Source organism: Halovulum sp. GXIMD14794 (genome assembly GCF_054457455.1).
This window is the reverse complement of the sequence record NZ_JBTLNF010000008.1, coordinates 211776-238352: the sequence shown is the minus strand read 5'-3', so window position 1 is coordinate 238352 and position 26577 is coordinate 211776. Positions and strand designations below refer to the sequence as shown.

At 67.7% G+C, this 26577-nt stretch carries 27 protein-coding genes and 1 pseudogene; 11 read left to right on the top strand and 17 right to left on the bottom strand.

Annotated features, from left to right (window positions below; all coding sequences use genetic code 11):
- Positions 1–3: 3 nt before the first annotated feature.
- A complete protein-coding gene (locus ACW9UR_RS20300) occupies positions 4–870 on the bottom strand; it encodes a branched-chain amino acid aminotransferase (protein WP_458918979.1) in 867 nt (288 codons plus the stop codon).
- 144 nt (positions 871–1014) lie between these two features.
- Between ACW9UR_RS20300 and ACW9UR_RS20295 the strand changes: the two genes are divergently transcribed.
- From ACW9UR_RS20295 to ACW9UR_RS20285, 3 genes are all read left to right on the top strand, one after another.
- The gene (locus tag ACW9UR_RS20295; RefSeq protein ID WP_458918886.1) at positions 1015–1527 is read left to right on the top strand and encodes a MarR family winged helix-turn-helix transcriptional regulator; all 513 of its coding nucleotides are present in this window, start codon (positions 1015–1017) and stop codon (positions 1525–1527) included.
- Positions 1524–2231 carry a response regulator gene (locus ACW9UR_RS20290; protein ID WP_458918885.1) on the top strand — a complete coding sequence of 236 codons (708 nt, stop codon included), beginning with the start codon at positions 1524–1526 and terminating at the stop codon, positions 2229–2231. Before ACW9UR_RS20295 ends, ACW9UR_RS20290 begins: the two co-directional genes overlap by 4 nt.
- A 254-nt stretch (positions 2232–2485) precedes the next feature.
- Complete coding sequence (locus tag ACW9UR_RS20285) at positions 2486–4249, top strand: hypothetical protein (RefSeq protein ID WP_458918884.1); 1764 nt, start codon at positions 2486–2488, stop codon at positions 4247–4249.
- Here ACW9UR_RS20285 and ACW9UR_RS20280 read toward each other — a convergent pair.
- Positions 4246–4758, bottom strand: coding sequence for an SH3 domain-containing protein (locus ACW9UR_RS20280; protein WP_458918883.1), 513 nt, complete (start codon positions 4756–4758; stop codon positions 4246–4248). The two genes, ACW9UR_RS20285 and ACW9UR_RS20280, sit on opposite strands and share 4 nt — an antisense overlap.
- A gap of 103 nt (positions 4759–4861) precedes the next feature.
- Between ACW9UR_RS20280 and ACW9UR_RS20275 the strand changes: the two genes are divergently transcribed.
- The 3 genes from ACW9UR_RS20275 to ACW9UR_RS20265 all read left to right on the top strand — a co-directional run bounded on the left by ACW9UR_RS20275 (position 4862) and on the right by ACW9UR_RS20265 (position 7000).
- Positions 4862–5848, top strand: a complete 987-nt coding sequence (locus ACW9UR_RS20275) for a 2-hydroxyacid dehydrogenase (protein WP_458918882.1) — start codon at positions 4862–4864, stop codon at positions 5846–5848.
- Positions 5849–5890: 42 nt separating this feature from the next.
- Entirely contained in the window at positions 5891–6301 is a 411-nt protein-coding gene (locus tag ACW9UR_RS20270) for a hypothetical protein (RefSeq protein ID WP_458918881.1), read from the top strand.
- A gap of 231 nt (positions 6302–6532) precedes the next feature.
- A complete protein-coding gene (locus tag ACW9UR_RS20265) occupies positions 6533–7000 on the top strand; it encodes a DUF1203 domain-containing protein (protein ID WP_458918880.1) in 468 nt (155 codons plus the stop codon).
- Here ACW9UR_RS20265 and ACW9UR_RS20260 read toward each other — a convergent pair.
- The 5 genes and pseudogenes from ACW9UR_RS20260 to ACW9UR_RS20240 form a co-directional block, all read right to left on the bottom strand.
- Positions 6997–7743 (bottom strand): annotated as a pseudogene (locus tag ACW9UR_RS20260) (HesA/MoeB/ThiF family protein); the annotation flags it as partial. The gene ACW9UR_RS20265 and the pseudogene ACW9UR_RS20260 overlap by 4 nt on opposite strands.
- On the bottom strand, positions 7743–8420 hold the full coding sequence (locus ACW9UR_RS20255) for a hypothetical protein (protein ID WP_458918879.1): 678 nt from the start codon (positions 8418–8420) through the stop codon (positions 7743–7745). The gene ACW9UR_RS20255 and the pseudogene ACW9UR_RS20260, both read right to left, overlap by 1 nt.
- Positions 8420–8899: a dUTP diphosphatase gene (dut, locus tag ACW9UR_RS20250; protein ID WP_458918878.1), complete on the bottom strand. Its 480-nt coding sequence runs from the start codon at positions 8897–8899 to the stop codon at positions 8420–8422. The genes ACW9UR_RS20255 and dut overlap by 1 nt, the downstream gene beginning before the upstream one ends.
- A complete protein-coding gene (coaBC, locus tag ACW9UR_RS20245; protein WP_458918877.1) occupies positions 8896–10092 on the bottom strand; it encodes a bifunctional phosphopantothenoylcysteine decarboxylase/phosphopantothenate--cysteine ligase CoaBC in 1197 nt (398 codons plus the stop codon). The genes dut and coaBC overlap by 4 nt, the downstream gene beginning before the upstream one ends.
- A 45-nt stretch (positions 10093–10137) precedes the next feature.
- Positions 10138–10998: a ceramidase domain-containing protein gene (locus tag ACW9UR_RS20240; protein WP_458918876.1), complete on the bottom strand. Its 861-nt coding sequence runs from the start codon at positions 10996–10998 to the stop codon at positions 10138–10140.
- Between the two features lie 272 nt (positions 10999–11270).
- Between ACW9UR_RS20240 and ACW9UR_RS20235 the strand changes: the two genes are divergently transcribed.
- From ACW9UR_RS20235 to ACW9UR_RS20225, 3 genes are read left to right on the top strand one after another with little or no spacing between them, the layout of a single operon-like run.
- Positions 11271–11699, top strand: coding sequence for a GtrA family protein (locus ACW9UR_RS20235; protein WP_458918875.1), 429 nt, complete (start codon positions 11271–11273; stop codon positions 11697–11699).
- Entirely contained in the window at positions 11696–13240 is a 1545-nt protein-coding gene (locus tag ACW9UR_RS20230) for a GH3 family acyl-acid amido synthetase (protein ID WP_458918874.1), read from the top strand. Before ACW9UR_RS20235 ends, ACW9UR_RS20230 begins: the two co-directional genes overlap by 4 nt.
- Positions 13233–14291 carry a GNAT family N-acetyltransferase gene (locus ACW9UR_RS20225; protein WP_458918873.1) on the top strand — a complete coding sequence of 353 codons (1059 nt, stop codon included), beginning with the start codon at positions 13233–13235 and terminating at the stop codon, positions 14289–14291. The genes ACW9UR_RS20230 and ACW9UR_RS20225 overlap by 8 nt, the downstream gene beginning before the upstream one ends.
- Before the next feature lie 6 nt (positions 14292–14297).
- Here the strand turns inward: ACW9UR_RS20225 and ACW9UR_RS20220 are convergent, their stop codons facing one another.
- The 4 genes from ACW9UR_RS20220 to ACW9UR_RS20205 all read right to left on the bottom strand — a co-directional run bounded on the left by ACW9UR_RS20220 (position 14298) and on the right by ACW9UR_RS20205 (position 18462).
- Positions 14298–15080, bottom strand: a complete 783-nt coding sequence (locus tag ACW9UR_RS20220; RefSeq protein ID WP_458918872.1) for an SDR family NAD(P)-dependent oxidoreductase — start codon at positions 15078–15080, stop codon at positions 14298–14300.
- A complete protein-coding gene (locus tag ACW9UR_RS20215) occupies positions 15050–16345 on the bottom strand; it encodes an aminotransferase class I/II-fold pyridoxal phosphate-dependent enzyme (protein ID WP_458918871.1) in 1296 nt (431 codons plus the stop codon). Before ACW9UR_RS20215 ends, ACW9UR_RS20220 begins: the two co-directional genes overlap by 31 nt.
- Before the next feature lie 432 nt (positions 16346–16777).
- Entirely contained in the window at positions 16778–17515 is a 738-nt protein-coding gene (locus ACW9UR_RS20210) for a ChaN family lipoprotein (RefSeq protein ID WP_458918870.1), read from the bottom strand.
- 71 nt (positions 17516–17586) lie between these two features.
- Positions 17587–18462, bottom strand: coding sequence for an RNA polymerase factor sigma-32 (locus ACW9UR_RS20205; RefSeq protein ID WP_458918869.1), 876 nt, complete (start codon positions 18460–18462; stop codon positions 17587–17589).
- Positions 18463–18803: 341 nt separating this feature from the next.
- Here ACW9UR_RS20205 and ACW9UR_RS20200 point away from each other — a divergent pair, with 341 nt between their 5' ends.
- Entirely contained in the window at positions 18804–20348 is a 1545-nt protein-coding gene (locus tag ACW9UR_RS20200; protein WP_458918868.1) for a YifB family Mg chelatase-like AAA ATPase, read from the top strand.
- Here the strand turns inward: ACW9UR_RS20200 and ACW9UR_RS20195 are convergent.
- The 3 genes from ACW9UR_RS20195 to ACW9UR_RS20185 form a co-directional block, all read right to left on the bottom strand.
- Positions 20345–21313, bottom strand: coding sequence for a TIGR02186 family protein (locus tag ACW9UR_RS20195; RefSeq protein ID WP_458918867.1), 969 nt, complete (start codon positions 21311–21313; stop codon positions 20345–20347). The two genes, ACW9UR_RS20200 and ACW9UR_RS20195, sit on opposite strands and share 4 nt — an antisense overlap.
- A complete protein-coding gene (locus tag ACW9UR_RS20190) occupies positions 21310–22230 on the bottom strand; it encodes a sulfite exporter TauE/SafE family protein (RefSeq protein WP_458918866.1) in 921 nt (306 codons plus the stop codon). Before ACW9UR_RS20190 ends, ACW9UR_RS20195 begins: the two co-directional genes overlap by 4 nt.
- Positions 22231–22300: 70 nt before the next feature.
- Positions 22301–22798: a VOC family protein gene (locus tag ACW9UR_RS20185; RefSeq protein WP_458918865.1), complete on the bottom strand. Its 498-nt coding sequence runs from the start codon at positions 22796–22798 to the stop codon at positions 22301–22303.
- 121 nt (positions 22799–22919) lie between these two features.
- On the opposite strand from ACW9UR_RS20185, the gene ACW9UR_RS20180 reads away from it, so the two are divergent.
- Complete coding sequence (locus ACW9UR_RS20180; RefSeq protein ID WP_458918864.1) at positions 22920–24134, top strand: class I SAM-dependent RNA methyltransferase; 1215 nt, start codon at positions 22920–22922, stop codon at positions 24132–24134.
- Here ACW9UR_RS20180 and ACW9UR_RS20175 read toward each other — a convergent pair.
- The 3 genes from ACW9UR_RS20175 to aroC are packed head-to-tail and all read right to left on the bottom strand — an operon-like array spanning position 24103 to position 26557.
- Positions 24103–24789: a haloacid dehalogenase type II gene (locus ACW9UR_RS20175; protein WP_458918863.1), complete on the bottom strand. Its 687-nt coding sequence runs from the start codon at positions 24787–24789 to the stop codon at positions 24103–24105. The two genes, ACW9UR_RS20180 and ACW9UR_RS20175, sit on opposite strands and share 32 nt — an antisense overlap.
- Positions 24786–25457: an HD domain-containing protein gene (locus ACW9UR_RS20170; protein WP_458918862.1), complete on the bottom strand. Its 672-nt coding sequence runs from the start codon at positions 25455–25457 to the stop codon at positions 24786–24788. The genes ACW9UR_RS20175 and ACW9UR_RS20170 overlap by 4 nt, the downstream gene beginning before the upstream one ends.
- Positions 25454–26557: a chorismate synthase gene (gene aroC, locus ACW9UR_RS20165; protein WP_458918861.1), complete on the bottom strand. Its 1104-nt coding sequence runs from the start codon at positions 26555–26557 to the stop codon at positions 25454–25456. Before aroC ends, ACW9UR_RS20170 begins: the two co-directional genes overlap by 4 nt.
- Positions 26558–26577: the final 20 nt, after the last annotated feature.

The following is a 26577-nucleotide window of genomic DNA, read 5'->3' as shown; positions in this document are numbered from 1 at the left end:
TGCTCAGGCCCGGACGAGCTTCTCGTATTCCTCGGCGATCGAACGGGTCAGCGTGCCGACCTCGAACGTATGCTCGCCGATCTGGCCGACGGGGGTGACCTCGGCCGCGGTGCCAGTCAGCCAGCACTGCTCCATGTCGTCCAGTTCGTCCGGCATGATGTGGCGCTCGATGACCTCGACACCGCGCGCCTGCAGCATGCCGATGACCGTCTGCCGGGTGATCCCGTTCAGGAAGCAGTCGGGCGTGGGCGTGTGCACCTTGCCGTCCTTGACGAAGAAGACGTTGGCCCCGGTCGCTTCGGCGACATAGCCGCGGTAGTCGAACATCAGCGCATCCGAGCAGCCCTTGGCCTCGGCCGCGTGCTTGGACATGGTGCAGATCATGTAGAGCCCGGCCGCCTTGGCGAAGCAGGGGATGGTCTCGGGCGAGGGCCGCTTCCACTTGGAGATGTCGAGCTTCGCGCCCTGCATCTTGGCATCGCCATAATAGGCGCCCCAGGCCCAGACCGCGACCGCCATGTGCACCGGGTTGCGGGCCGAAGCGACGCCCATGTCATCGCCGGACCCGCGCCAGCAGAGCGCGCGAACATAGGCGTCCGAAAGGCCAGACGCGGCCAGCGTCTCGGCTTTTGCGGCTTCGATCTCCTCGAGCGTATAGGGGATCGGGATGTCCATCATCCGGCCCGAGTCGAGCAGCCGCTGCGAGTGCTCGCGGCTCTTGAAGATCTTGCCGTTGTAGGCCCGCTCGCCCTCGAAGACCGAGCTGCCGTAGTGCAGTGCGTGGGTCAGGATGTGGACCTTCGCCTCGCGCCAGGGGGTCAGGACTCCATCCATCCAGATGGTGCCGTCGCGATCGTCATAGCTGCCCATGACCATTCCCTCCGATTTACTCATGTTGCGCGAAACACCGACTGCGCGACACGATATTTCTGAAAACTGCGAATCCGCTAACATTCGCACCTTGGAAAGTCAACAAGGCTGACATAAAATCCGGCCAAACGATCGGAGCCCCACATGACCCATCCCGCCCGCCCCGGCGTGCGCAGCGGCGAGCAGCTTCTGTTCCTGACCGACGAGCAGCTTCGGCAGGGAATCGAGCTGATGTTCTTCGCCTATCGCGACTTCACCTCGGACCCGGACCGGATCCTCGAAGAGCATGGCTACGGCCGGGCGCATCACCGGGTGCTGCACTTCGTCTCGCGGCGGCCGGGGCTGACGGTGAACGAGTTGTTGGCGATCCTCGATGTCACCAAGCAATCGCTGAACCGGGTGCTGCGGCAGCTGGTCGAGGATGGGCTGGTGGCCAGCCGCGTGGGGCGGCAGGATCGGCGGCAGCGGAACCTGACCCTGACCGAGACCGGGCGGGCGCTGGAAAGCAAGCTCTCGGCGGCGCAGCAGGCGCGGATGCGGCGGGCATTCTCGGCTGCGGGCCCCGAGGCGGTGCAGGGGTTCCGCCAGGTGCTTGAACAGATTATAGAGCCCGAGATGCGCAACCGGATGCAAAGCCTTCTGGAGAAACGGGAATGACTGACGCCCTGCCCGACGCCCACATCCTGGTGGTGGACGACGACGAGCGGATACGCGACCTGCTTAAGAAGTTCCTGTCCCGGAACGGCTACCTGGTGAGCACCGCCCGGGATGCGGCGCACGCCCGCAAGCTGCTGGACGGGCTGGAGTTCGACTTGCTGGTGGTCGACGTGATGATGCCCGGCGAGGACGGTTTCACGCTGACACGGGCGCTGTCGGACCAGATCGCGACGCCGATCCTGCTGCTGACCGCCAAGGGCGATGCGGACGACCGGATCAAGGGGCTGGAGGCGGGGGCCGACGACTACTTGCCGAAACCCTTCGAGCCGCGCGAGCTGCTGCTGAGGATCAACGCGATCCTGCGGCGGGTGCCCCGGACCGAAGGTCAGAACGAGCCTCCGAAGACGCTGCAGATGGGGGCGATCCGCTATGACATGGTGCGCGGAGAGCTGTGGAACGGACAGGAGATGATCCGCCTGACCGCCACCGAAAGCGCATTGATGCGGATCTTCTCGGCGCGTCCGAACGAGGCGATCAGCCGGACCCAGCTGGTGCACGATCTGGGCCGCGACGATGGCCAGGCGCAGGAGCGGGCGGTGGACGTGCAGATCACCCGTCTGCGGCGCAAGATCGAGGCCGATCCGAAGACCCCGCGTTATCTTCAGACGGTGCGCGGCGCGGGCTACATGCTGGCGCCGGACTGACGGGTTTCAGCGTGAAAATGGGGGATTTCATCGTGAAAACCCCCTTAAGCCCATGACTTATAACGTGAAAACTTTCTGAAAACTTCGTTAATGCCCGCGTGACCTGAAATTTCAACGCGCTCCAGCCTTCTTCATCCCCCCAAAATACTCCCGCCAGAGGCGTCCCCGGGCCAGCCGCACAAACCGCCGTCCGCAAGGCTTGCGAGACCCCCGGCACGCTCCTACCCTGCGCCCATTCCCGACCGGAGACCGCGATGCGCCCGATCCTCACCAGCCTGATCCTGCTCGCCGCGCTTTGGGCGCTGGCGCAGGGACTGGAAGGTTTCGGCCTGGTCGCCTTCGTCGCGCTGATCCTCGCGACGGCGGTGCCGATCACGCTGCAGGGCGGCTGGGCGGCGGCGCTCGACCGGGGGCACCTGCTGGACCGGTTCGCGCCGGATGGCCGTCTGCGGGCGCTGCTCTCGGGCTGGATGCTGCGCCTTTCGGGGCGCTTCGTGGTGGCGGTGGCCGTGGTCGCCTCGGCGATGCTCTACCGGCTGCACAGTGGCGGGCCGGAGCTTCTGTGTCTCGCTGCCGCGCCGTTCGTCCTCGCCGCACTGCTGCACCGGATCACTCCGCTGATGAGCGCCGAGATGCGCCCGCAGTTCGCGCTGGCGCAATCGCTGAAATGGGCGAAATGGGGAACCGTTGCCGTGCTGTTGGTGCTGTGGCTCGGCCTCGGCGCGGCGACGAGCGCGCCCACCGCTCCCTTGCAGATCGACGCCGTGGCCGGGGCGAAAAGCGCGGTTGTGGGCGAGTATCTGGCGCTCGGCCATCTCTGGCGCGGGCTGGAGGGGTTCGTCTTCGGGCAAGTCGCAACGCTTGGCAGTTGGGGCCGGGCGGGCGCGGCGCTGCTGGCGGTGGCAGGTACGGTCGGGCTGTTCTGGGCGGCGGTCTCGGCCATTGCGGTATTCTGGATCCCGCGTGCCGAACTGGCGCGGGCGGTGCGCCCGGCGGGTGTGGCTGGGGCCCCCGGCGCAGGGGCATGGACACGGGCCGGGGGCGCTTTGGTAGTTGCCTCCGCGCTGGCACTCGCGGGCGCCGGGTGGCTGGAGGCGCGGCTCTCGCAGCGTCCACCCGAGGCGCGGCCCGTCACCGGGCTGATGCAGCCCGCCGAGCGGATCGGCGACGCCTGGTACAAGGGCGGCACTTTGGCGGCGCTGGAGGAACTCGACAGCCTGCGCCGCGCGGCCTTCGCCCAGGCGGCGGAGCCTCTGGCGGCAGCGGTGAACGCGGGCTTCGACCGGATGGAGGCCAATCTCGACGGGTTCCTCGACTGGTACTACAGCCTGCCCGCCGAGTACGCGCGGCTGGGTCAACTGGTCGCCGGGGATTTCGAAGACTACCTGTCTGACCAGCTGACCGAGCGACTGGCCGAGGGCGATCCGTTCGGCGGGCTGGAGGCCGCGTTGGATCTGGCCGAGACGACCGAGATTGCTACGCTGGACGAATGGCGCGGGGCCCGCGAGGCGCTGCTGGCGCAGAACGCGCTGGATGCGCGCGGCGCACCGATGCTGGACACCGGCGCGGGCGTAGTGCCGCCCCTGCCCGTGCGGGATGCGGGTGGAAACATCGCAGCGACCCGGGACTGGATGCGCGGGCGTGCGGCCGTTACGGGTGCGGCGGGTGTGTCTGGCGCGGTCGCGGGTGCGATGGCCGGTCGTCTGGCGGCGAAGGGCACCGTGCGGTTGGCGGCGGGTGCGCTGCGCAAGGTCGCGGGCGCCCGGATCGCGGGCGGCGGCGCGGGCGCGGTGGTCGGCGGCTGGGTTGGCGGCGTGGCTGGCTCGATCGTGCCGGGGCCCGGCACCGCGCTAGGCGCGACGGTCGGCGCTGCGATCGGCGGGATCGCGGCAGGCGTGGGCACTGACCAACTGCTGCTGATGCTGGATGAGGAGATGAACCGCGAGGCGCTGCGCGCGGAGCTTCTGTCCGAGATCGAGGCTGCGCGGACCGAGGCGTTGGACGCGCTGTCGGACTAGTCGCGGATCTCGTCCGGATCGACGCCCCAGAGGTCCGACTTGCGGACCCAGCCGGTCAGGCGGTCCGCGGTGATCTCGCACCATTCGCGCTCGCAGTCGCCGAGGCGGGCGACAACCCCGGCTTCGGCCCGGGCGACGGGTTGGGCGTCGGGGTCCGGGCGGCGGCGCAGCGCGGCCTGATCCTCGGTCACGAGCACGTAGCGTGCCCCCGACAGCAGCGAGTAGTGGACCCAGCCGCCAGCGCCCTCGATGTCGCGGACCCGGCGCCAGTGGCCGTATTCGGCGGTGATCTGTACCGGCAGGTGGCGGCGCTGGAACACCCAGTCGATGCGGTGGCTGAGGCTGGGCCCGCGCCGCACGTTCGCCTCGGATGTCTTGATCGAGACGTAGCGGGGGATCGGCAGATTGGTCACCGGGCCGGGCGCGCCTTCCTGTTGCGCGGGGGCTGCCGCCGCCATGCTCAACAGGGCGGCCAGCGCCGCTATCAGGGGTCGCGCGCCTCTGCGCATCCGTTGCTCTCACCTCATGCCGGGGGTTTCTCGGACCGACCCCGCGTGCCATAAACTGCCTGAAACATAGCCGCGCAAGCGGGAACTGGGAACGGGATCGGGCATGCCAGGCAGGAAATTGAAGGTCATTGTGACCCGAAAGCTACCGGAACCGGTGGAAACGCGGCTGCATGAGCTGTTCGATGTCGAGTTGAACGACACCGATGCGCCGATGAGCCGCGAGGCGCTGGCCGACGCGATGGGCCGCGCCGAGGTGCTGGTGCCGACGCTCACCGACAAGATCGACGCCGCCCTGCTGGCGCAGGCGGGGCCGGAGCTGAAGCTGCTGGCGAACTATGGTGCGGGCTTCGATCACATCGACGTGCAGACCGCGCTGAGCCGCGGGATCACCGTCACCAACACGCCCGGCGTTCTGGCCGAGGACACCGCCGACATGGCCATGGCGCTGATCCTGGCCGTGCCGCGCCGCCTGAAGGAAGGCGCCGAGATGATCCAGTCGGGGCAGTGGGCCGGCTGGTCCCCCACCGCGCTGATGGGCCACCGGATCGGCGGCAAGCGGCTGGGGATCCTGGGGATGGGGCAGATCGGCCAGGCCGTCGCGCGGCGCGCCCGCGCTTTCGGCTTGCAGATCCACTATCACACCCGCCGCCGCCTGCGCCCCGAGCAGGAAGAGGCGCTGGAGGCCACCTGGTGGGAGAGCCTCGACCAGATGCTGGCGCGGGTGGACATCCTGTCGGTGAACGCGCCGCACACGCCCTCGACCTTCCATCTGCTGAACGCGCGGCGGCTGAAACTGATGAAGCCCACCGCATACGTCGTGAACACCTCGCGCGGGGAGGTGATCGACGAGAACGCCCTGACCCGGATGCTGCGCGCCGGAGAGCTGGCCGGCGCGGGGCTGGACGTCTACGAGCACGGGCATAACGTGAACCCGCGGCTGCGCGAGCTGCCGAACGTGTTCCTGCTGCCGCACATGGGCTCGGCCACCGTCGAGGGGCGGCTGGAGATGGGCGAGAAGGTGATCATCAACATCAAGACCTTCGCCGACGGGCACCGCCCGCCGGACCAGGTCGTGCCGTCCATGCTTTGATCACATTCTGCTGCTAGACCCGCCTGGACGGTAGGGGAGTAGGTGGCGTTGGAGTGGTTCTGGAACTGGGGTCCGATCGCCGCGCTTCAGGGCGTGGCGGACCAGACGCGGCAGGTCGATCCGATCTGGCTGCTGGTCGGTGTCATGGGGTTGGTGTTCCTGCTGATCTGGGCGCTGAACCGACCGCCGACGGTGCGGGACAACCGCTCGATGGGCCAAAGCTATCGCGGTACGCTGTCGCCCAAGACGCTGGGCAAGATGCTCGCCCCGCCGGAGCGGAAGCGCAGCAAGTCCCGGGACGAGATCTATGCCGCCGTGGAACGCTCGCGGCGAGCCCACGCGCGGGGCGAGGTGCACAAGCAGAAGGAAATCGAGGCGCTGCTGGAGGCCGAGGCCGAGGCGCGCGCCAATGCCGCCTTCAGCGAGCCCGAGAACCCGCACCGCGAGCGCTAGGCGCGGGCCGGTGATTCAGCTGTAGACGTGGTCGCGGCATGGTGACCCCATGCTCGAAACGAACCTCCAATACGGGCAACTTTACCCCGTCCGATGGCGCAAAGCCGCTTGCGGCGCGAGCATTCGAACATCGTGCGGCGTCGTGGGCCCGCTAGACGAACACGCATGGATCGGGTCACTCGTAGACCCTCGCGCGGGAATAAGGTCTCTGGCAATTTCAGGAGACATCCGATGAGCTTTCAGATCCACGCGCTCGATCCCGCGCCATACACGGCGCTCTTTTCCCTGCCCGAGACGGACCTCACATCCCGTGGCATTCGCAGGATGATGGCGGACAGCGCGCCCGGTTATCCATGCCGTGTGAGCCTTGAGGACGCCGCCATCGGCGAGACCGTCCTTCTGCTGAACCACGAGCACCTTGCGGGGCCATCGCCGTTCAGGGCGAGCCATGCGATCTACGTCCGCAAGAATGCCGCGCAGGCCCGGCCCGCGCCGGGGGATGTGCCCGGGGTCATGGCGCGGCGCGTACTGTCGCTGCGGGCCTTCGATGCCGGGCAGATGCTGCTGGAGGCCGAGGTCATACCGGGCGATGCCGCCGCACCGGCGCTGGAGCGGATTTTCAATATCCCCGAGATCGCGCAGGTTCACATACACTATGCCGCGCCGGGCTGTTTCGCGGCGCGGGCTCTGCGCGCCTAGCCGCAGGTCTTGCAGGACGGATTGCGGGAAATGCGGACCTTGCGGGTCTCGGTCCAGAGGGCGTCGTAGATCAGCATCTCGCCGGACAGGGTATGCCCCGCGCCGGTGATATGCTTGAGCGCCTCGGTCGCCATCATCGACCCGACGACGCCGGGCAGCGCGCCCATGACGCCGGCCTCGGCGCAACTGGGGGCCTGCCCCGGCGCGGGCGGGTCGGGAAACAGGCAGGCATAGCAGGGCAGGCCGCTGGCCGGGTGGAACAGCGAGATCTGCCCCTCCCATTGCGCGATGGCGCCCGAGATCAGCGGCAGGCCCAGCGCCACGCAGGCGGCGTTGACCGCTGCGCGGGTGGCGAAACTGTCCGAGCCGTCCAGCACCAGTTGCGCGCCGTCCAGCAGGCGGGCGGCGTTGTCCCCGGTCAGGCGCTCGGGCCGGCCCTCGACGGTGACGTGCGGGTTGAGCGCGCGGATCGTCTCGGCGGCGCTGTCGGTCTTGGCCATGCCGACGCGCGCGGTGGTATGGAGCACCTGGCGCTGCAGGTTCGACAGGCTCACGTGGTCGTCGTCGATCACGATCAGCCGCCCGACCCCGGCAGCGGCAAGATACAGAAGCGCCGGGCTGCCCAGCCCCCCTGCCCCGATCACCGCGACGGTGGCCTCGGACAGCTTGCGCTGCCCCATGCCGCCGACCTCGCGCAGGACGATGTGGCGGGCGTAGCGCTCCAGCTCGTCGGGGGTGAAGCTCATGGCAGTTCCCGTATCAGGCGTTGCGGGGGTCCGGTCTCGGTCCGGGTGAAGCCCAGCGCGATCAGGGCGCGGGCGATGCGGGGCTGGCTGGTCTCGGCGGCCAGAAGGTGCGCGCCGCGCTGCCGGGCCTCGGCCGCGGCGGCGTCAAGCAGCGGCGCGACGACCTGCGCGGTGTCGGCGTCTTCGTCCCACCAGAGCGGCGCGAGCGTCGCGCGGGCGCCGGTCAGTGTGACACTCGCCCCGGCGAGCAGGCTGCCATCGGGCGCGCGGTGGACGAGGCCGATCCGGTGCGGCGTCTCGGCATCCAGCGCGCGGTCGAGATCGGCAGCCAGCGCCGGCGCCTCCGGGACCAGAACGGTACGGCCAGTGATACCCGTGGGTTGCGGTTCCGGCGCATGGCGCGCGCGAAGGCGGCGAAAGCCCCAGCGATAGGCCAGCACCGGCACCGCGACGATGGCGGCGACCAGTGCGAAGCTGAGCGAGCCTTGCACGCTTTGCCGGAAGGGCGCGTCCTCGGGCAGCAGGATCAGCCCTGCGAGCGCCAGCAGCACCAGCGCCAGCAGGATCGCCCGGCCCGACCAGGCCGGGCCGTCGAGCACGCGCGCGAAGCCCCAGGCCAGCAGGCCGATGACTGCAAGCGTCAGCACGCCGCCCTGGCCGAGAATCTCCAGCATCAGACGCCCGTCGAGCCGAACCCGCCCGCGCCGCGCTGGGTGGTATCCAGTGCGTCCACCTTGCGCCAGACGGTGCGGAACACCGGCGCCAGTACCAGTTGCGCAATGCGGTCGCCGTGGGCAACGGTGAAAGGGTCCTGCCCGGCGTTGAGCATGATGACACCCACCGGCCCGCGATAATCCGCGTCGATGGTTCCGGGGCTGTTGACCAGCATGATCCCGTGCTTGAGCGCCAGCCCCGAGCGGGGCCGCACCTGCATCTCGTAGCCGCGCGGCAGGGCGATGGCGAACCCGGTGGGGATCAGCGCCCGCTCGCCGGGTTGCAGGGTGATCCCGTGGCCGCGCCGGGGCGCGTCGAAATTGGCGCGGACGTCCATCCCGGCGGCCTGTGCAGTTTCGTAGCCGGGCAGCGGCACGGCCGGATCGGCCCCCTCGAGGCGCAGGATTTCGACCTCTTCTTCGGGCAGGACGCGGATCATGACAGTGCCTCGACGATCTTGTGCGCCAGCCGGCGGGCGGCCTGATCCTTGGTCATGCGCGGCCAGTCCTCGGCGCCGTCGGCGCTGATCAGGGTGACCGCATTGTCGGTGCCGCCCATGATGCCGGTCTCGGGCCGGACGTCGTTGGCGAGAATCCAGTCGCAACCCTTGCGGGCGCGTTTCTCGGTCGCGTGGCGGATCACGTCATCGGTTTCGGCGGCGAAGCCGATGACGAGGCGCGGGCGCTGCGTGGCGTGGTTGGAAACGGTCTTCAGGATGTCCGGGTTCTCGGCGAACTCCAGCGCCGGGGCCTTGCCGCTGCCGTCCTTCTTCAGCTTGCTGTTGCCCGCGCCGACCACGTGCCAGTCGGCGACCGCGGCGGCGCAGATCGCGGCGTCTGCGGGCAGGGCCTGCTCCATCGCCGCGGCCATCTGGGCGGCGGTCTCGATGCGGACGACCTTGACGCCCTGCGGCGGCGGCACGCTGGCGGGGCCGGTGATGAATGTGACCTCCGCCCCCATGCCCGCAAGCGCCGCGCCGATCGCGGTGCCCTGCGCGCCGGAGGACCGGTTGGCGATGTAGCGCACCGGGTCGATCGGCTCGTGCGTGGGGCCGGAGGTGACAACGATGTGGCGGCCCTTGAGCGGGCCGTCGGTCAGGGCGCGGGCCACGGCCTCGACGATGCCGGGCGGCTCGGCCATGCGGCCGAAGCCATACTCGCCGCAGGCCATCGGCCCCTCGTCGGGGCCGACGGTCAGGATGCCGTCCGCTTGCAGCGTCGCGAGATTGCGGCGGGTCGCCGGGTGCTCCCACATGCGCACGTTCATCGCGGGCGCGATCAGCACGCGCTTGTCGGTGGCCATCAGCAGGGTCGAGGCAAGGTCATCCGCCAGCCCGTTGGCCATCTTGCCCATCAGGTCGGCGGTGGCGGGAGCGACAACCACCAGGTCGGCGGCGCGGGACAGTTCGATATGCCCCATCTCGGCCTCGTCGGTCAGGTCGAACAGGTCACGGAAGCACTTGTTCCCGGCCAGCGCCCCGGCGGTGAGGGGCGTCACGAACTGCTCGGCCGCGCGGGTCAGGACCGGAGTGACGCTGGCGCCCTGTTTCTGCAGGAGGCGGATCAGCTCAAGGCTTTTGTAGGCGGCGATGCCGCCGCCGATGATCAGCAGGATGTGTCTGCCCTGAACCATGTCTCGCCCCTGCATCATGTCACCTGCGTGGTGCCTGCGGGCAACTTAGGGGCGCGGGGCCCGACAGGCAATCGCAGGTCGCGCATCTGGCGCCGACCGAGCGGCGCGGCGGGTATCCGCTGCGGCGCCGGTTCTTTCGTTCATGTAAGCAAGGTAAAGGCACACAGTTGCCGCGGCGCAGAGCAGGTGCCAGAGCGCGTGACCTTGGAGGAGTGACCCCGGGGCGCACAGCGGGGCTCCGGTGAGGGACAGACGCCAGGCCACGAACCCGAGCAGGAAACACCCCAGCGCGCCGAGGGTCAGGATGAGGCTTCGTGTTCCGGTCGGCTTCCTGAAGTACCGCACGAGTTCGAGCGCAACCGCGGTCGGGATCAGAATGGCGTAGAGGACGATACCTGAGAACGGCAGGACCTCGAGCAGATGGGCGAGTGTGACCGGGCCGGTCAGAGCCAGATAAACCGTCCAGAAAGCGCGCTCTGAGCCACCGGCCAGATGGGTTACCGCCCAGGCGATCGGAAACATGATGAAGGTGAACATCGCCACCACGTCGGCGCTGTGTCCCCACGCATGCCCCGTACCATGCAGTGCCATGCTGCCCGGACCAATGGAGATGACCAGCGCAGCATAGAGGATCGGGAGGGATCGCGAGTTCGAGAAGATGTTGCCCGGCGCGGACGCGCGCCTGCCAGCCTGAGCCGCGTGGGAGACCATCCACAACCCGGCCGCCACGAACCCCAGGTTGGACCAGGTGTTCGCGGGCTGCCTGATCCAGGAATCGCGAAACGCCTCGCAGAACATGGCTCCCGCGCCGACGAATTCGCCGGGCCAACCGAGTGCGCCGACCGCGAAGAATGCGCCCATGAGCAGGGCGGTGAACGCCCAGGGTACGAAGATCAGAATTGGCATGGAGCGGCCATTCTAGCCCGCTGCACCTCAGGCGCAAGGCGCACGATCCGGCGGGACCTGCCGGCCCAAGACCGAGGCTCGTTCCTGGAATGCTCCGCCCTTTCAGGCGTCCCGATCCAGACTTTCGGCGTGGGCCATGAGCCGTCGAGCGAAAGGTCGAAACTTGACCGAGATCATTGCCGGTTCGTTTGCGGTGAACTTGCATGGATGCAGGTCAATGAAGGGAGGCGGAAAGCATGGTTCACATTCCGCGCATTCCGGGTACTCAAACCATGCTGCAGAGAGTTATCGGCTGGATACATCGCCGGCCGGAACTGGTTCGTGTCGCTATCACCGCGCTGATAAACACGGTTCTGGCGTGGATCACCTACGAGATCGTCTATGCACTGAACGGCCTCGACTCCCGCGCCACCACCAGTTGGGTGATCGCCTTCACCATCGGCATCTTCCGGCAGCACCATCTGCACAGGAGGCTGTCATTCCCGAACAACAGGAACTCGTACCTGATCTCTCTGACGCGGGAGATCTGGTCGAGCATCTGGATCCTGGCTGCGAGCGCGGGGCTGAACTACACGCTCGTGTCGATCTTCGGGTTTCACCATCGCACCACCTGGGCCGTCTGCCTGCTGACAGTCGCGGCCTTGGACTACACGATGATGAAGCTCTACGTGTTTCGAGGCCGGTCGGGGAAGCGGTCGTGAGCGGGCCACGATACATGGACTTCACGCCGCTCATGCGGCGATACGCCCGGCTTCGGGTCCGTCAACTCGAAGCGATCCGCCCGGCCGAGGCGCAGGAGGCGGCCCTGCGGACGATGCTGCGCAAAGCGCGCGAGACCGAGTTCGGGCGCACCCATCGGTTCGACCAGATCAGCGATGTGGCGAGCTTCCAGCGCGCCGTGCCGGTCCGAAAGTACGAGGATTTCTGGGACGGCTGGTGGGCGGCGCCTTATCCGACCCTCGAAAATGTCAGCTGGCCGGGAGAGATCCCTTTCTTTGCAATGACATCGGGAACGACCACCGGCCGGTCGAAATACATCCCCTACACCGAGGAAATGCGCTGGTCCGCCGCTCGCGGATTCCTGGATCTTCTGTGCTTTCACCTGATCAACCGACCGCAAAGCCACATGCTGGGAGGCACCGCATTGGGTCTGACCGGGCCGACATCGCTCGATCCGTCGGACGAAGGCGCGACGGCGGCCGCGGTCAGTGCCATCACGGCTGCGGCGCTTCCGAGCCTGCTGCGGAAGCGGTTCCTGCCCCCGCCGGAGCTGGCGGATCTCGAGGACTGGCAAGAGAAGATCCGGCGGTTGGCGCCGCTGGCGCTGGGCAGCGATCTGCGCGTCATGGGCGGCTCGCCGAACTGGCTTCTGCTGTTTCTTGCCGAGGTGGCGAAGTCCGACGCGAACCACGGCAGCCGCCTTGTCGACTGGTTTCCGCATCTGGAACTCATCGTTCATGGCGGCGTGAACTTCGCGCCCTATCGCGACCGGTTCGCCGCGCTGCTCGAGGGCGGTCACGCCGAAACCCGCGAGATGTACTCGGCCTCCGAGGGGGTCTTCGCCTATGCCGACCGTGGCGACGGAGAGGGCCTGCGCCTGCATCTGGACGGCAGGATCTTCTTCGAGTTCGTCCCGCCGGAACAGCTCGACGATCCCGGGCCGGACCGCCGCTGGATCGCCAACGTCACGCCCGGGCAGGACTATGCCCTGGTGATTTCCACGGCGGCTGGCCTCTGGTCCTACTGCGTGGGCGACATCGTGCGCGTCGTCGATTTTGATCCGCCCCGCCTTGTCGTGACCGGACGGGTCCGGCAGAGCCTGTCGGCCTTCGGCGAGCATCTGATCGAGTCCGAGATCGCCGACGCCGTTGCCGAGGCGTCGAGGACCCTCGACATGGCGATACTCGACTACTCCGTCGCGGCATCCCGGGAAACGGCGCCGGGCCACCATGAGTATCTGATCGAGGCCACGACGTCCGCGCCGCGCGATTGCGCCTCGCACCTGGCGAATGCGATCGACCGCCGGCTGGCGGAGCTCAATGCGGACTATGCCGAACTGCGTCAGAGCCGCGCCCTCGGGCCGCCGCGGATCCGACTGGTGGCGCCGGGAGGTTTCTCGACCTGGATGAAACGGCGGCGGAAGCTTGGCGGGCAGAACAAGGTGCCCCGCATCGTGACCGACCCGGCGCTGTTTGCCGACATCGCCCAAGTGGTGTGTGATCCCGAGGCCGCCGATGAGTGAAGCTGCCACCTGGTCGGATCCGGAGACGGGTCTTCAGATCACGCGAAACAACAGGCCGAGCGCCCAGACGATCGCGCTTCTGCAAGGCACGGTCTGGGGCAGTCGCGCCACGCGCTACAAGATACTCGGAATCGAGCGGAAACTGGCGCGCTTGCGCAACCCGACCTTCTTTACCCTCTCGGAGAACGGACGGGAACTTTGCGTCTTCGTTCTGGACTTCTGCCACAAGCGCCTGATGCATCAGCAAGTGGGCGCCTGGCATTTCGTCATGGCCGCGACCTTGCCCGAGCGGCAGAACGAGGGGCTGGGCGGCAGGCTGATCGAACATGTTCGCGCATATTGCGTCGAGACGGTCGGTGCGCCGGGTTTCGGCTTTGCCTATGTCGAAGCCAGCACCGAATTTTCGCTCAGATTGTCCGAGAAGATCGGATACTCGGCTCATGCGGACATTCCGCTCACGCTGTTCTCGCGCCTGCGCCCGCGGAGTGATCCGGCGGTGTGCACATTGGCGGAAGAGGATCGCGAGACCGTCCTCGGGGCTCTCGACACCCTCTACTCCGATCACGAATTGAGCGATTTCGAGACCACCTTGCGCCCGGATGCCTACCTGGCCATCCGGGAGGACGGGCAGATCCTGGCAGGCGTACAGACCGAGGTGCTGCGCTGGTCGGTGCAATCCATGCCCGGGCTGGCGGGGTACGTGTTGCTGAAGGTGCTGCCGCACATGCCGGGGTGGAACCGGTTTCTGGATCTGGCCGATCTGAGGATCGTCCGCTTCACCAACATGCTTATGCCGGTCGGATCCGAAACAGCCCTGTTGCGTGTTCTCGCGACTGCGCTGGCGCGGCACTCGGCCCGCGTGGGCCTGATCATGCTGGATCGCCGGAGCCCGGTGCTCAAACGCCTGCTTGCACAGCGGAAACTCGGACTGTTGTCCGGCGCGCTTTCCGGGTCGGCAAGGCTTCATATCGACGTCGCGGACATGCCGGAGCGGATGCTGGCCAGGCTGAAGGACCGCCCGTTGCTGGTCAGCGCTGGCGACGTGATGTAGCGGTTATCAGGCCCGCACCAGCCAACGCCCAAGGGCTCCTGGCATCAGTTTGAAGGCCTGCGCAATCGCCTTGTTCGCGAAGCCGGGGATACAGACGGGCTGATTGCGGTCCACGGCTGCAATGGCCGCGTCGACGACGTCTTCCGGCTTGCTCCACATCCATTGCGGCACGGAAACCGACTCCACCGTTCCGCCAGCCGCCTTCTGGAAATCGGTTACCGTGAAACCGGGGCAGAGGGCGGTGACATGCACACCCCGGGGACGCAATTCTTCATGCGTCGCCAGCGAGAACTGATAGAGAAACGACTTCACCGGATAGTACAAGGTCCCCCCGGCATGGGGCGGCAGCAGCGCCGACAGGGACGCCACGTTGATGATCGTGCCCCGGCCGCGCTGCATCATCGCCGGTGCGAACAACCGGGTCAGGTGGACAGGCACCGTCGCCATGACCTGAATGGTATCGCGGTGCCGGGACCAGTCTACCGCGCAGAGGTGTCCAGGCACTCCGAACCCGGCATTGTTGACGAGGCCCCCGACATCGATCCCCAGGTACGCGATCTCCTCGAACAACCGCGTCGGTGCGCCGGGGTCAGCGAGATCCGCAGACAGGGCGGCGGCGTCGATCCCGTGTTTCTCGGTCAGGTCTCGCGCGGTTTCCCGAAGCAGGTCTTCGCGCCTCGCAACCAGAACCAGGTTCCTGCCCGTCTTCGCGTAGGCCCGCGCAAAGCTGAGTCCCATACCGGCGGAGGCGCCGGTTATCAGGACGGCGTCTGTTCCGCGTCCGGGCATTTCAGCTTGGCTTTCTCGCGGATCTCACGAAGGCATCTCAGAAGAAAATCGATCTGGTCCCGCTCGTGCTGGCACGTCATCACGAACCGGATCCGGGCCATGCCCAGCGCCACGGCAGGATAGCGCGCATGCGGCGCCACGATCCCGCGGTGCCGCAGATCGCGGGTCACTTCCCCGGCCTTGAGCTCGTCACCGATCAGGACCGGCACGATATGCGCCTCGCTGCCCAATGTGCTGAAGCCCATCGCCTCGACCTCGCGGCGGAAGTAGAACGCATTCTCCATCGCCTTCTCGCGCCGCCAGGGCTCGCGCTCCGCGATGTCGATCGCTTCCGCCACGCCGGCCGCGATCGCCGGCGGCAACGGGGCGGAGAAGATGTAGGTGCGCGCGGAGATCCGCAGGAAATCAATCAGTTCCTGATCTCCGGCTACGTAGCCGCCGATACCGCCGAAAGCCTTGGTGAAGGTACCCATCTGCAGGTCGACATCCGTCGTCGAAACCCCGCAGTGCTCAAGGCTTCCTCGACCGTTGGCCCCCAGCATGCCAACGCCATGCGCATCGTCGATCATGAGCATCGCCCCATGCTCGCGCGCGAGCCGTGCCAGATCTTTGACGGGCGCGATGTCGCCGTCCATGCTGAAGACGCCGTCACTCACAACGAGCTTCGACGCCGCTTCGGATCGCCCGAGTTGCGCGGCCAGAACGTTCGTGTCCTTGTGAGGAAACTTGCTGACGGTTGCCGTCGCAAGGCGAACTCCGTCTACCACGCTGGCGTGGTTGAGCTCTTCGCTGAATATTTCCCACCCGGGCGTCTGGCCCTTTTGCGGGGCGTCGATGGTGGCGCCGCCCAGATGCGCCTCTGCGATAGCCTGGAGCAGGTCGACCTTCATCAGGGCAGGTATCGCGCCCACGTTGGCCATGTATCCCGCAGCGAAGCAGATCGCATCCTGCTGCCCCACATGCTCGGCGATGCGGAGTTCCAGGGCCCGGTGTACGTCGATATTGGCCGCCATCTGCCGCGACCCTCCGGATCCCAGGCCATAGCGATCCAGGGCCTTGCTCGCGGCCTCTTTCACCTCGGGGTGGTTGGACAGCCCGAGCAGGTTGTTCGAGCAGAAGAGCAGATGATCGCGCCCATCAACCCAGATGACGGGCTCCGTCGTGGCGCTGTTGACGATCGGATTCCTCGGATACAGGTCCGACGCCTTGACCTTCTGGACAAGAGCCTTGATCCGGTCGGACGGAGACGGGGTTGGCGTTTGCATCTTTGTCCCTCCCGCTGATGACTGCGGGAGAAGCGTATTGCTACCGGAAAACAAATGATTTGACCTATGTCATGGAGCAAGTACGGGCGGCGGCGAGGGTTTTCACGCCCTGCAAAGCCGCGCCCTCGCGTTGTGGACGTCGCAACGACCAACCCGCAGGTAATACCGCTTGCCTCCGGCAGACGGCGGACGCGCCGGCCTGCAGCTATCTACATTCATGCGGTCGGACGGACACTTCCTGAGTGGAAGTCGTGGAGAGTGCGCTAGTACGACGGGTGGATCTGGAAACTTGCGGACGTCGCGCCATGGTTAGCCGCACAGGAGCGATGTGCACGCGATCATTTGCCATTGTTGCGGGTCCCAGCGCTTAACTTGCTATAAGAGCCATTCCCCTGGGAGCGGCTTTCGATAGGCAAGACGGAGCACGAAGTCTCAGCGAAACGCGTCGCAGGGATCCGGGCGCTCGACAGGATCGGTTACACGCCAGGCGTCGTACGGCGCGGCTTCGGGCGGCGCTTCCAGCTGAGCATAGGTGTAGATCGTGACTTCGGGCGCGGCGAGCGACAGGGTTGCGGGGGCGCCCCAGTCGGACTGGGCGTGGCCGTTGCCGGTGATGACCAGAACCGGACCGTCGCCCGGGGCGGCGAGACCTTCCAGCGCCGCACGGGCGAGCATGGCGTCGCGCAGGCGCTGGACCTCGACCATGCCGGGCAGCAGGTCCTCGGGCAGCATGTCGCAATGCGCCTCGGCCTGGCGGCCCTCGCGGGCCCGCTGCTGATCCTCGGGCAGCGCCTCAGTCAGGCCGTAGTCCGCCGCCGCTTCGCCGAAGACCTCCGCCGCGCCCTCGCTCACGGCAGCACGGGCGGCATCGCGGGGCAGTTGTGCGCCCAGCACCAGGGCCTCGGGGGCAGCGGCGATGATCTGGTAGTACCAGTCGAACTCGGGCCAGCCGGAGTTCGCCCAGTCGAGCGCCTTGGAGAGCGCCTCGGGGTCGTCGCGAAGCTCGGCCACGTTGGGCGCATCCTCGGGGCGGATCATCTCGAAGACCAGGGCTCGGGGGGCGAGCGCGCGGGCGAACGTGGCCTGCGCCTCGTGGTGGGCCGGGTTGTCGTGAACCTCGCCGACGAAAACCACCTGCGCGGCGCGGGCGGCCTCTATGGCTTCGGCCATATCGAGTTCAGCCGCCCCTGCGGGGGCGGCTGCCAGGATCAGCAGAGGCGCAAGCGCGCGCAGGCCGGACCTCAGGCCATCGCCAGTTGAGCGGCGGCGTTGCCGGTCTGGCTTTCCAGGCGGCGGCGCATCTTCTTCAGCGCCTGAACCTCGAGCTGACGGATACGCTCCTTCGATAGGCCGAGCTGGTCGCCGAGGCTTTCCAGCGTTCGGGGGTCGTCGCGCAGCTTGCGCTCGGTGATGATCATGCGCTCGCGGGCGTTCAGCGTGTCCATCGCGTCACGCAACCAGTCGCGGGCGCGGGCCAGATCGCGGTCCCGTTCAACGGTGATCTCGGCCTGCGGGTTGTCTTCCTCGATGGTCTCGACCCACTCGCGCCCATCCTCGCCCGCCTGCTGGGCGTTCAACGAGAAATCCGAGCCGGAGAGCCGCGCGTCCATCATCTCGACGTCGCGAACCGGAACGCCGACCTCGATGGCGATCTTCTCGCGCAGTTCGGCAGTGTCGATGTGCTCGCCACCCGCCTCGCGCTCGAACTTGGCGCGGACACGGCGAAGGTTGAAAAAGAGGGCTTTTTGGGAACTCGTCGAGCCGGTGCGGACCACCGACCAGTTCCGCATGACGTAGTCCTGGATCGACGCCTTGATCCACCAGACCGCGTAGGTAGAGAAGCGCACGCCGCGATCGGGATCGAATTTCTCGGCGGCTTTCATCAGGCCGACGCCGGCCTCCTGGACCAGATCGGGCATCGGCGCCCCATACCGGCGATATTTCCCCGCCATTGAAACCGCAAGCCGCATGTAGGCATTGACCAGACGATGCAGCGCCTGCTCGTCTTCGTTTTCGCGCCAGGCGCGGGCAAGCTGAAGCTCGGTTTCGGCGTCGAGCATCTCGGCTGCCATGGCCTGCCGGGTGACGCTTCTGATCCCTGCGGTTTCGTAGTTCATCGACCCCTCCGATGGAAACGGACTGTGCTTGGAACTTCTGCCAGCGTTACGAGGGCTTGGCTCCATTGGACCACTTTCCAATGCAGGAAACATGAAATCGGTCCATGAACGGACTGTGCCGGTTCTGGAAACAGCGGCGAGAACCGCGAATGGATGAATGTTGACGAGGGGTTAGCCGGCAGACCCGAAATCGGTCACGCTTTCGTGAGGAAAATCGCCGGGAACAAAACCCGGCGTTGTGCGTTCAGGCGCAATCTCGCGAGGTTTCGAGGGTCCGCGGGTTTACCCGAAATTAACCCCGCTGCCGCTTTCCTGGTCCGGTCGCCACCGGAGCCTGCTTCATGATCGCCCGCATCATAACCGTCGCCTTCCAGGGCATGGATGCGAAACGCGTCGAGGTTCAGTGCTCAATCCAGCCCGGTATGCCGGGATTTAGCGTCGTGGGACTCGCCGACAAGGCCGTGAGCGAGGCGCGTGAACGGGTCCGCGCGGCGATGAGCGAAATGGCGCTTGCCCTGCCCTCGAAGAGGATCGTGGTGAACCTGGCCCCGGCGGACCTGCCGAAGGAGGGCTCGCATTTCGATCTGCCGATCGCGCTGGCGGTGCTGGCGGCAATGGACGTGATCCCGCGCGAGGAGGCCGCCGCCTTCTGGGCGATGGGCGAGTTGTCGCTGGACGGCGCGCTGCTGCCGGTGGTGGGCGCCCTGCCCGCCGCGCTGGCCGCTGCCGAGGACGGCTGCGGGCTGGTCTGCCCCGCCGCCTCGGGGGCCGAGGCCGCCTGGGTCGATGGCGCGGCGGTGATCGCCCCCGCATCGCTGCTGGACTGCGTGAACCATTTCACCGGGCGAACCGTGCTGGCCCCGGCCGAAGCGGGCGAGGTGCTGCCCCCCGCCACCGGGCGCGACCTGTCGGAGGTGCGCGGGCAGGAAAAGGCCCGCCGAGCGCTGGAGATCGCCGCCGCTGGCCGACACCACCTGCTGATGATCGGTCCGCCCGGCGCGGGCAAGTCGATGCTGGCCAGCCGGCTGCCGGGGATCCTGCCGCCGATGGATGCCGCCGAGGCGCTGGAGACGTCGATGATCCATTCGCTCGCCGGGCTGCTGGATGCGGGCGGGATCAGCCGCGAGCGACCCTATCGCCCGCCGCATCACACCAGTTCCATGGCCGCCGTGGTGGGCGGCGGAAAGGGGGCCAAACCGGGCGAGATCAGCCTCGCGCACAATGGCGTGCTGTTCCTGGACGAGTTGCCGGAGTTTCCGCGCGCGGTGCTGGAGACGCTGCGCCAGCCGATCGAGACCGGAGAGGTGATCGTCGCCCGCGCCAATGCCCATGTGCGCTATCCCTGCCGGTTCATGCTGGTCGCCGCCGCCAACCCCTGCCGCTGCGGGCACATGGGCGATGCGGCGCGGGCCTGTTCCCGCGCGCCGAATTGCGGCGAGGATTACCTGGGCCGGATCTCGGGGCCTCTGCTGGATCGGTTCGACCTGCGGATCGAGGTGCCGCCGGTGCGGATCGCCGAAATCGCGGAAAGCGCACCGGGCGAAGCCTCGGCCGACGTGGCCGCGAGGGTCGCCAAGGCGCGGGCACGGCAGGCGGAGCGGTTCGCGGGCGACGAGGGTGTGCGGGTCAACGCCGATGCACAGGGCGATCTGCTGCTGGCGCGCAGTGCCATCGGCGACGAGGCGAAGGCACTGCTGGGACAGGTGGCGGAACGCTTCGGCCTGTCGGCGCGCGCCTATCACCGGGTTCTGCGGGTGGCGCGGACCATCGCGGACCTCGCGGGGTCGGACGAAATCGCCCGCGCCCATGTCGCCGAGGCCGCCGCCTACCGGTTGACCGCCGAGGACCGAAAGCCGGCTGTCGTCAACACGGAACGCAGCGCCTAGCGGCGCAGGAAGCGGAACGCCTCGGACGCGGCCCAGCCGGCGAAGAGCGCCACCGCGAGCGACACGATGCCGTAAAGCAACGGACGCTCGTGCGCTGTCGTGTAGATCAGTCGCTCCAGCCCGTCCTTGCGGACGGTGATCGCCTGTTCGGTCACGTGCAGAACCTGCCGGTTGCGCATCAGGAACATGCGAGCGCGGTAGTCGCCCTCGACAAGGTTCGCTGGCAGTTCCACTTCGGTCGAGAACAGGGTCTCCTGCCGCAAGTCCACACTGGCGTCGCTACTCGTGTAGAGCCCGTTGTCGTTTCGGATCCGCACCACCGCGTCCACAAAGTTCTGCGGATCGTCAACGAAGGCGCGGGCCCCGACGGTGCGCACGATATAATCAAAGCCGATACGGTGACGCAGCTTCTCGGTCTCGGAGACGATCTCGTCCAGCGGCCCGGTGCTGGCAATGGCGTAGAAACTCGGGGCTTCGTCGATCTCGACGCTATCGGTGTTGACCCAGATGCCCAGCACACGCTCCTTGCGGCGCACGGTGACAGGCAGGGTCGGGCCCTCGATGGTCACGACGACATGCAGCGGCGAGGAATCCTCGGGCACCGGCGCTTCGCGGACGACGGCACCGAAGACGAAGATCTCGGAGCCGTCGAACCCGGCGGTGATCGAGACACGGTTCTGGTTCAACCCGCCGACCACTTGTTCAGCCGGGGCGCTCGCGGTCACAGGCTCCGGTTGAGGCTCGGGGGTCGGTGTGGGTTCGGGCGCGTCTTCGGGCTGGGGGGCTGGCTCTGCCTCCGGCTCGGGTTCGGGTTCCGGTCCGGGCTCGGCATCCGGTTCTGGTTCCGGCTGCGGCGCTTCCGCCGGCGCGGCGGGTCTGTCCTCGGCGACCGGGGAGGGTCCGACGGCGTCCTGCGCCGACGCGGGCAGCGCCAGCAACAGCAGAAAAAGCGCAGCGCGGGTCAATGTACCGCTCCTCGGGTCAGCGAGTAGAGCTCGGACGGGGTCAGCACCAGGTCCAGCGCCAGCTTGAAACTGACGCCCAGCACCATGAGCGCCAGCAGTATGCGCAACTGTTCGGCCTTCATCCGCATGCCGATCCGGGTGCCGACCTGCGCGCCGATCACCCCGCCCAGCAGTAGGAGCAGCGCCAGCAGTCCGTCCACCGTTTGCGAGGAGGTCGCATGCATCAGCGTGGTGAACCCGGCAACGAAGATGATCTGGAACAGCGAGGTACCGATCACGACCTTGGTCGGCATCCCGAGGATGTAGATCATGGCGGGCACCATGATAAACCCGCCGCCGACCCCCATGATCGCCGCAAGCACACCGACGGCGGCGCCAATCAGCAGGACCGGAATCGCGGAAATGTAGAGTTGGCTCTGCCGGAAGCGCATCTTGAACGGCAGACCGTGCACCCAGGAATGGTGCTTGCGCGGCGCGGGTTTCGCACCCGGTTTGCGCGACCGGCGGATCGCGCGCCAGCTTTCCAGGAACATCAGCCCGCCGATCACGCCGAGGAAGACCACGTAGCAAAGCGAGACCATCAGCTCGACCTGGCCTATCCGCTGCAGCAGCGTGAACACCTGCACGCCCAGCGCCGAGCCGACCAGCCCGCCGACCAGCAGGACCAGCCCCATCTTCAGGTCTACGGTACGCCGTTGAAAATGGGCCATCACCCCGGACAGGGATGATGCGACGATCTGATTCGCCTGGGTCGCCACCGCCACGGCGGGCGGAATTCCAATGAAAAACAGGAGCGGTGTCAGCAGAAACCCCCCGCCGACACCGAACATTCCCGAAAGGATCCCCACCAGCCCGCCGGCCCCGAGAAGCAGGAATGCGTTCACGGAAACCTCGGCGATAGGCAGGTATATTTGCATGGGAACCAGTGGCTGGCGGAAATTTGCGCGCACACTAGTCCCAAGTTCCGGCGGGCGAAAGGGGGTCAGATCAGTTTTCGAGCAAACCTTCTATGTCGAGCCGGGCGTTCACCATTTCCAGCGTTCCGTCTGCCTTGAACGGCCATTGCTCGCGGGGTTTGTCCCAGTAGAGTTCGACCCCGTTATAGTCCGGATCGTGAAGGTACAGCGCCTCGGACACGCCGTGATCCGCCGCGCCGTCGAAGCTGATCCCCGCGGCCAGCACTCGGCGCACGGCCTGCGCCAGATCGGCGCGGGTCGGGTAGACGAAGGCGGTATGATAAAGCCCGGTGTGCCCGGCGGGCGGCGGCGTGCCGCCCTTGCTGTCCCAGGTGTTGAGCCCGATGTGGTGGTGATAGCCGCCCGCCGACAGGAAAGCCGCGCGGTCGCCGTAATACTGTACCAGGTCGAGGCCGAGCACGTCGCGGTAGAACGCGACGGAGCGCTCGAGGTCCGAGACCTTCAGGTGCACGTGGCCGATGCGAAGCCCCGAGGGCGCCGGCGGTTCGGCTTTGCGTTCCGGTGTCATGTCGAGATCCTTTCCGTTTCGAAGCGGAAGATAGTCGATGCGGAGCACCGGAATAAGCCGCGTTATCGGAAACGATAAGTTGCACCTTCCGCCGGAAAGCGGCTCCGGGTAAACCGCTGCCATGACAGAGGTAGTGATCGAACGGCTGGGACGCGAGGGCGACGGCATCGCGGCAGACGGCTTTTATCCTTTCACCCTGCCGGGCGAGCGCATCGTGCCGGGGGCTCCGCCGAAGGTGGTGACGCCCTCGCCCGACCGCATTGCGCCGGTCTGCCCGCATTTCGGCGGCTGCGGCGGCTGCGCCCTGCAACACGCGAGCGACGATTTCCTGGCGCGCTGGAAAGTCGAGACCATCGAACGGGCGCTGGCGGCCCGGGGCCTCGGTGCCAAGATGCGGCCGATCGTGACCTCGCCGCCGCGCAGCCGCCGCCGGGCGACCTTCTCGGCGCGGCGCACCAAGAAGGGCGTGCAAGTCGGTTTCCACGGCCGCGCCAGCGATCGGATCGAGGACATCCGCGAGTGCCACCTGGTGCGACCTGGCATGCTGGGCCTGTTCCCGGCGATCGGCCAGATGGCGAAGATGGGCGCCAGCAGGAAGGGTGCGCTGCGGGTGCAGGTTACCGAGAGCGCATCGGGCTGGGATGTCGCCGTCGAGGGTGGCAAGGAGCCGGACGTGGCGCTGCGCTCGGGGCTTGCCGCGCTGTCGGCCGAGGCCGGGATCGCGCGGCTGTCCTGGGGTGACGAAATCGTCGCCCTGCACCGCCCGCCCGCGCAGGCGATGGGTCGCGCGCAGGTGGTGCCGCCTCCGGGCGCGTTCCTGCAGGCGACCGCTGAGGGCGAGGCCGCGCTGGTGCGCGCCGTACGCGAGGCCGTGGGCGGCGCGAAGCGCATCGCCGATCTGTTCGCAGGTTGCGGCACCTTCGCCCTGCCGCTGGCCGAGGGCGCCGAGGTGCACGCGGTCGAGGGCGAGGCGGCGATGACGAAGGCGCTCGATGCCGGTTGGCGGCAGGCGGCAGGACTGAAGACGGTGACGACCGAGGCGCGGGACCTGTTCCGCCGCCCGCTTGAGCCGCTGGAACTGCGCAAGTTCGACGCCGTGGTGATCGACCCGCCCCGCGCCGGGGCCGAAGCGCAGACCGCGCGGCTGGCCGAGGCAAAGGTGCCGGTGATCGCCGCAGTGTCCTGCAACCCGGCGACCTTCGCGCGCGACGCAGCGGTGCTAGTGCAGGCGGGCTACAGGCTTGATTGGGTGCAGCCGGTGGACCAGTTCCGCTGGTCCGGGCACATGGAACTCGTCGCGCGGTTCAGCCGAACAGACGATCCGACAGCGCCATGAAGTCGGGCGCGACCGCGTCCCATTTTCCCGCCGGCTCCAGATCCTGCGTCTGACCCTTCCCGTGCTCGCGCGGGCGGGGGACGAAGGCGGTCAGCAACCCGACCTCCTGCGCGGCAGCGAGATCGTCGTTGTGCGCGGCGACCATCATCACCTGCTCGGGCGAGAGCTGCAGCGCGGCGCAGGCGGCAAGGTAGACGCGCGGCTGCGGCTTGTAGTCCCGCGCGATGTCCGCGCCCAGGATGCAGTGCCAGCGCAGATCGGCATAGCGCGAGAGCCGCGTCATCATCGCGATGGAGCCGTTGGAACAGGGCGCAAGGATCGCGTGCCGCGCCAGCCGCCGCAGGCCTTGTGGCACATCGCGCCAGGGGTCCAGCCGCTCCCACGCCCGGTTCAGGCGGTCGGGATCGTCGATGGTGACGCCGAAACGCTCGGCCACGGTTTCGAGGTTCTCGAGATGCAGCAGATCGAGCGGCACGTAGTCCCGTCCCCCGTTGCGGACCGAGGCCATCGCAGGCTGGTACTCGGCCCGCCAGGCATCGGCGAAGGCGAGCGCGTCGACGTCCGGCAGCACACGCGACACCTCGCGGGCGACCGAGCTGCGCCAGTCCACGCAGGTGCCGAACACGTCGAAGATCAGGGCTTCGGGCGTCTTCATGCGCTGCCGAAACCGTCCGGAAGCGGCGTGCCCAGTTCGGCCCCCAGTTCCGCGAGAAAGGCCCGCATCCGCGCCGTGCGCGTGCGGGCCATGCGCCGTCCTGTCGCCGTCTGCATCCGCTCTCCCAGTCTCAGCAGCTTGGTCGCGAAATGATCGATGGCCGAAGCGGTGTCGTCAACAGTTCGGTGCACGGCGAACGGGTCCTGTGGGTCGAACAGCGGGCGGCCCAGCGCGCCCGAAACCGCGAATGTGCGGGCGATGCCGATGGCACCGAGCGAGTCGAGCCGGTCGGCGTCCTGAAGGATCCGCGCCTCGAGCGTCTCGCAGGGGATCCCGGCCGAGAAGCTGTGCGCGGCGATCGCGTGGGCGATGGCGGCACGTTCAGGGGCGGAATAGCCGAGCCGCACGAGCACCGGCTCGGCCGCCTTGGCCGACAGGCGCGAGGCCCGCGCGCGGTCGGGATGGGATTTCGGCAGGTTTACCAGGTCATGCAGCCAGGCGGCGGCGGTCAGTACGCGGGTATCGCCGCCCTCCTCCGCCGCGATGGCAAGTGCGGTGTCGCGAACCCGGCGCAGGTGACCGGGATCGTGCGCGCTGTCGCCGCCATCCATCGCGGAAAGCGCCGCCTCGGCCAGTTCGGCCTCGGGCGCGGGAAGGTCCCGGTTCACCCGATGGGGCCGCGGTTCTGTCCGACGTGGCCGCGATGCAGCAGCAGGTGGTCGAGCAGCACGCAGGCCATCATCGCCTCGCCCACCGGCACGGCGCGGATGCCGACACAGGGGTCGTGGCGGCCCTTGGTGACGATCTCGGCAGGCTCGCCCGACTTGGTGATCGTCATGCGCGGCGTCAGGATCGACGAGGTCGGCTTGACCGCGAAGCGCACCACCACGTCCTGCCCGGTGGAGATCCCGCCCAGGATGCCGCCCGCGTGGTTCGAGCTGTATTGCGGCCGGCCGTCGTTACCCATGTAGATCTCGTCGGCGTTCTCGGTGCCGGTCAGCAGCGCCGCCGCCATGCCCTCGCCCACCTCGACGCCCTTGACGGCGTTGATTGACATCATCGCCGCCGCCAGATCGGTGTCGAGCTTGGCATAGACCGGCGCGCCGAGACCCGCGGGCACGCCCGAGGCGGTGACCTCGATGATCGCGCCCACCGAGTTGCCCGACTTGCGCAGCTCGTCCAGGTAGCCGGCCCAGGTCTCGGACGCCTGCGGGTCCGGGCACCAGAACGGGTTCTGCTCGATCTGCGCCATGTCGAGCCGCGAGCGGTCGATGCCGTGCGGCCCCATCTGCACCATGTATCCGGTGATCTTCAGCCCCGGCGCAAGCTGCTCCAGCGCGGCGCGGGCCAGCCCGCCCGCCGCGACGCGGGCCGCCGTCTCGCGCGCCGAAGAGCGGCCGCCGCCGCGATAGTCGCGGATCCCGTATTTCTGCCAGTAGGTGATGTCCGCGTGCCCGGGGCGGAACTTGTCCATTATCTCGGAATAGTCCTTCGACCGCTGGTCCGTGTTGCGGATCGACAGCTGCACCGGCGTGCCGGTGGTCTGACCCTCGAAGACGCCGGACATGATCTCGACCGCGTCGGGCTCGCGCCGCTGGGTGGTGTACTTGTTCTGCCCCGGCTTGCGGCGGTCGAGCCAGTGCTGGATCGCCGCCTCGTCGATCGGCACGCCCGGCGGCACGCCGTCCACCGTGGCGCCCAGTCCGGGCCCGTGGCTTTCGCCCCAAGTGGTGACACGGAAGATGTGGCCGAAGGTGTTGAAGGACATGCGCTCGCCTTTTGCAGGTT

Excerpts from the sequence above, each read along its gene's own strand:
- ACW9UR_RS20300 (WP_458918979.1), bottom strand. The coding sequence starts at position 870 with ATGGGCAGCTATGACGATCGCGACGGCACCATCTGGATGGATGGAGTC.
- ACW9UR_RS20295 (WP_458918886.1), top strand. The coding sequence starts at position 1,015 with ATGACCCATCCCGCCCGCCCCGGCGTGCGCAGCGGCGAGCAGCTTCTG.
- ACW9UR_RS20290 (WP_458918885.1), top strand. The coding sequence starts at position 1,524 with ATGACTGACGCCCTGCCCGACGCCCACATCCTGGTGGTGGACGACGAC.
- ACW9UR_RS20285 (WP_458918884.1), top strand. The coding sequence starts at position 2,486 with ATGCGCCCGATCCTCACCAGCCTGATCCTGCTCGCCGCGCTTTGGGCG.
- ACW9UR_RS20280 (WP_458918883.1), bottom strand. The coding sequence starts at position 4,758 with ATGCGCAGAGGCGCGCGACCCCTGATAGCGGCGCTGGCCGCCCTGTTG.
- ACW9UR_RS20275 (WP_458918882.1), top strand. The coding sequence starts at position 4,862 with ATGCCAGGCAGGAAATTGAAGGTCATTGTGACCCGAAAGCTACCGGAA.
- ACW9UR_RS20265 (WP_458918880.1), top strand. The coding sequence starts at position 6,533 with ATGAGCTTTCAGATCCACGCGCTCGATCCCGCGCCATACACGGCGCTC.
- ACW9UR_RS20255 (WP_458918879.1), bottom strand. The coding sequence starts at position 8,420 with ATGCTGGAGATTCTCGGCCAGGGCGGCGTGCTGACGCTTGCAGTCATC.
- dut (WP_458918878.1), bottom strand. The coding sequence starts at position 8,899 with ATGATCCGCGTCCTGCCCGAAGAAGAGGTCGAAATCCTGCGCCTCGAG.
- coaBC (WP_458918877.1), bottom strand. The coding sequence starts at position 10,092 with ATGGTTCAGGGCAGACACATCCTGCTGATCATCGGCGGCGGCATCGCC.
- ACW9UR_RS20240 (WP_458918876.1), bottom strand. The coding sequence starts at position 10,998 with ATGCCAATTCTGATCTTCGTACCCTGGGCGTTCACCGCCCTGCTCATG.
- ACW9UR_RS20235 (WP_458918875.1), top strand. The coding sequence starts at position 11,271 with ATGCTGCAGAGAGTTATCGGCTGGATACATCGCCGGCCGGAACTGGTT.
- ACW9UR_RS20225 (WP_458918873.1), top strand. The coding sequence starts at position 13,233 with ATGAGTGAAGCTGCCACCTGGTCGGATCCGGAGACGGGTCTTCAGATC.
- ACW9UR_RS20220 (WP_458918872.1), bottom strand. The coding sequence starts at position 15,080 with ATGCCCGGACGCGGAACAGACGCCGTCCTGATAACCGGCGCCTCCGCC.
- ACW9UR_RS20215 (WP_458918871.1), bottom strand. The coding sequence starts at position 16,345 with ATGCAAACGCCAACCCCGTCTCCGTCCGACCGGATCAAGGCTCTTGTC.
- ACW9UR_RS20210 (WP_458918870.1), bottom strand. The coding sequence starts at position 17,515 with ATGGCCGAAGCCATAGAGGCCGCCCGCGCCGCGCAGGTGGTTTTCGTC.
- ACW9UR_RS20205 (WP_458918869.1), bottom strand. The coding sequence starts at position 18,462 with ATGAACTACGAAACCGCAGGGATCAGAAGCGTCACCCGGCAGGCCATG.
- ACW9UR_RS20200 (WP_458918868.1), top strand. The coding sequence starts at position 18,804 with ATGATCGCCCGCATCATAACCGTCGCCTTCCAGGGCATGGATGCGAAA.
- ACW9UR_RS20190 (WP_458918866.1), bottom strand. The coding sequence starts at position 22,230 with ATGCAAATATACCTGCCTATCGCCGAGGTTTCCGTGAACGCATTCCTG.
- ACW9UR_RS20185 (WP_458918865.1), bottom strand. The coding sequence starts at position 22,798 with ATGACACCGGAACGCAAAGCCGAACCGCCGGCGCCCTCGGGGCTTCGC.
- ACW9UR_RS20180 (WP_458918864.1), top strand. The coding sequence starts at position 22,920 with ATGACAGAGGTAGTGATCGAACGGCTGGGACGCGAGGGCGACGGCATC.
- ACW9UR_RS20175 (WP_458918863.1), bottom strand. The coding sequence starts at position 24,789 with ATGAAGACGCCCGAAGCCCTGATCTTCGACGTGTTCGGCACCTGCGTG.
- aroC (WP_458918861.1), bottom strand. The coding sequence starts at position 26,557 with ATGTCCTTCAACACCTTCGGCCACATCTTCCGTGTCACCACTTGGGGC.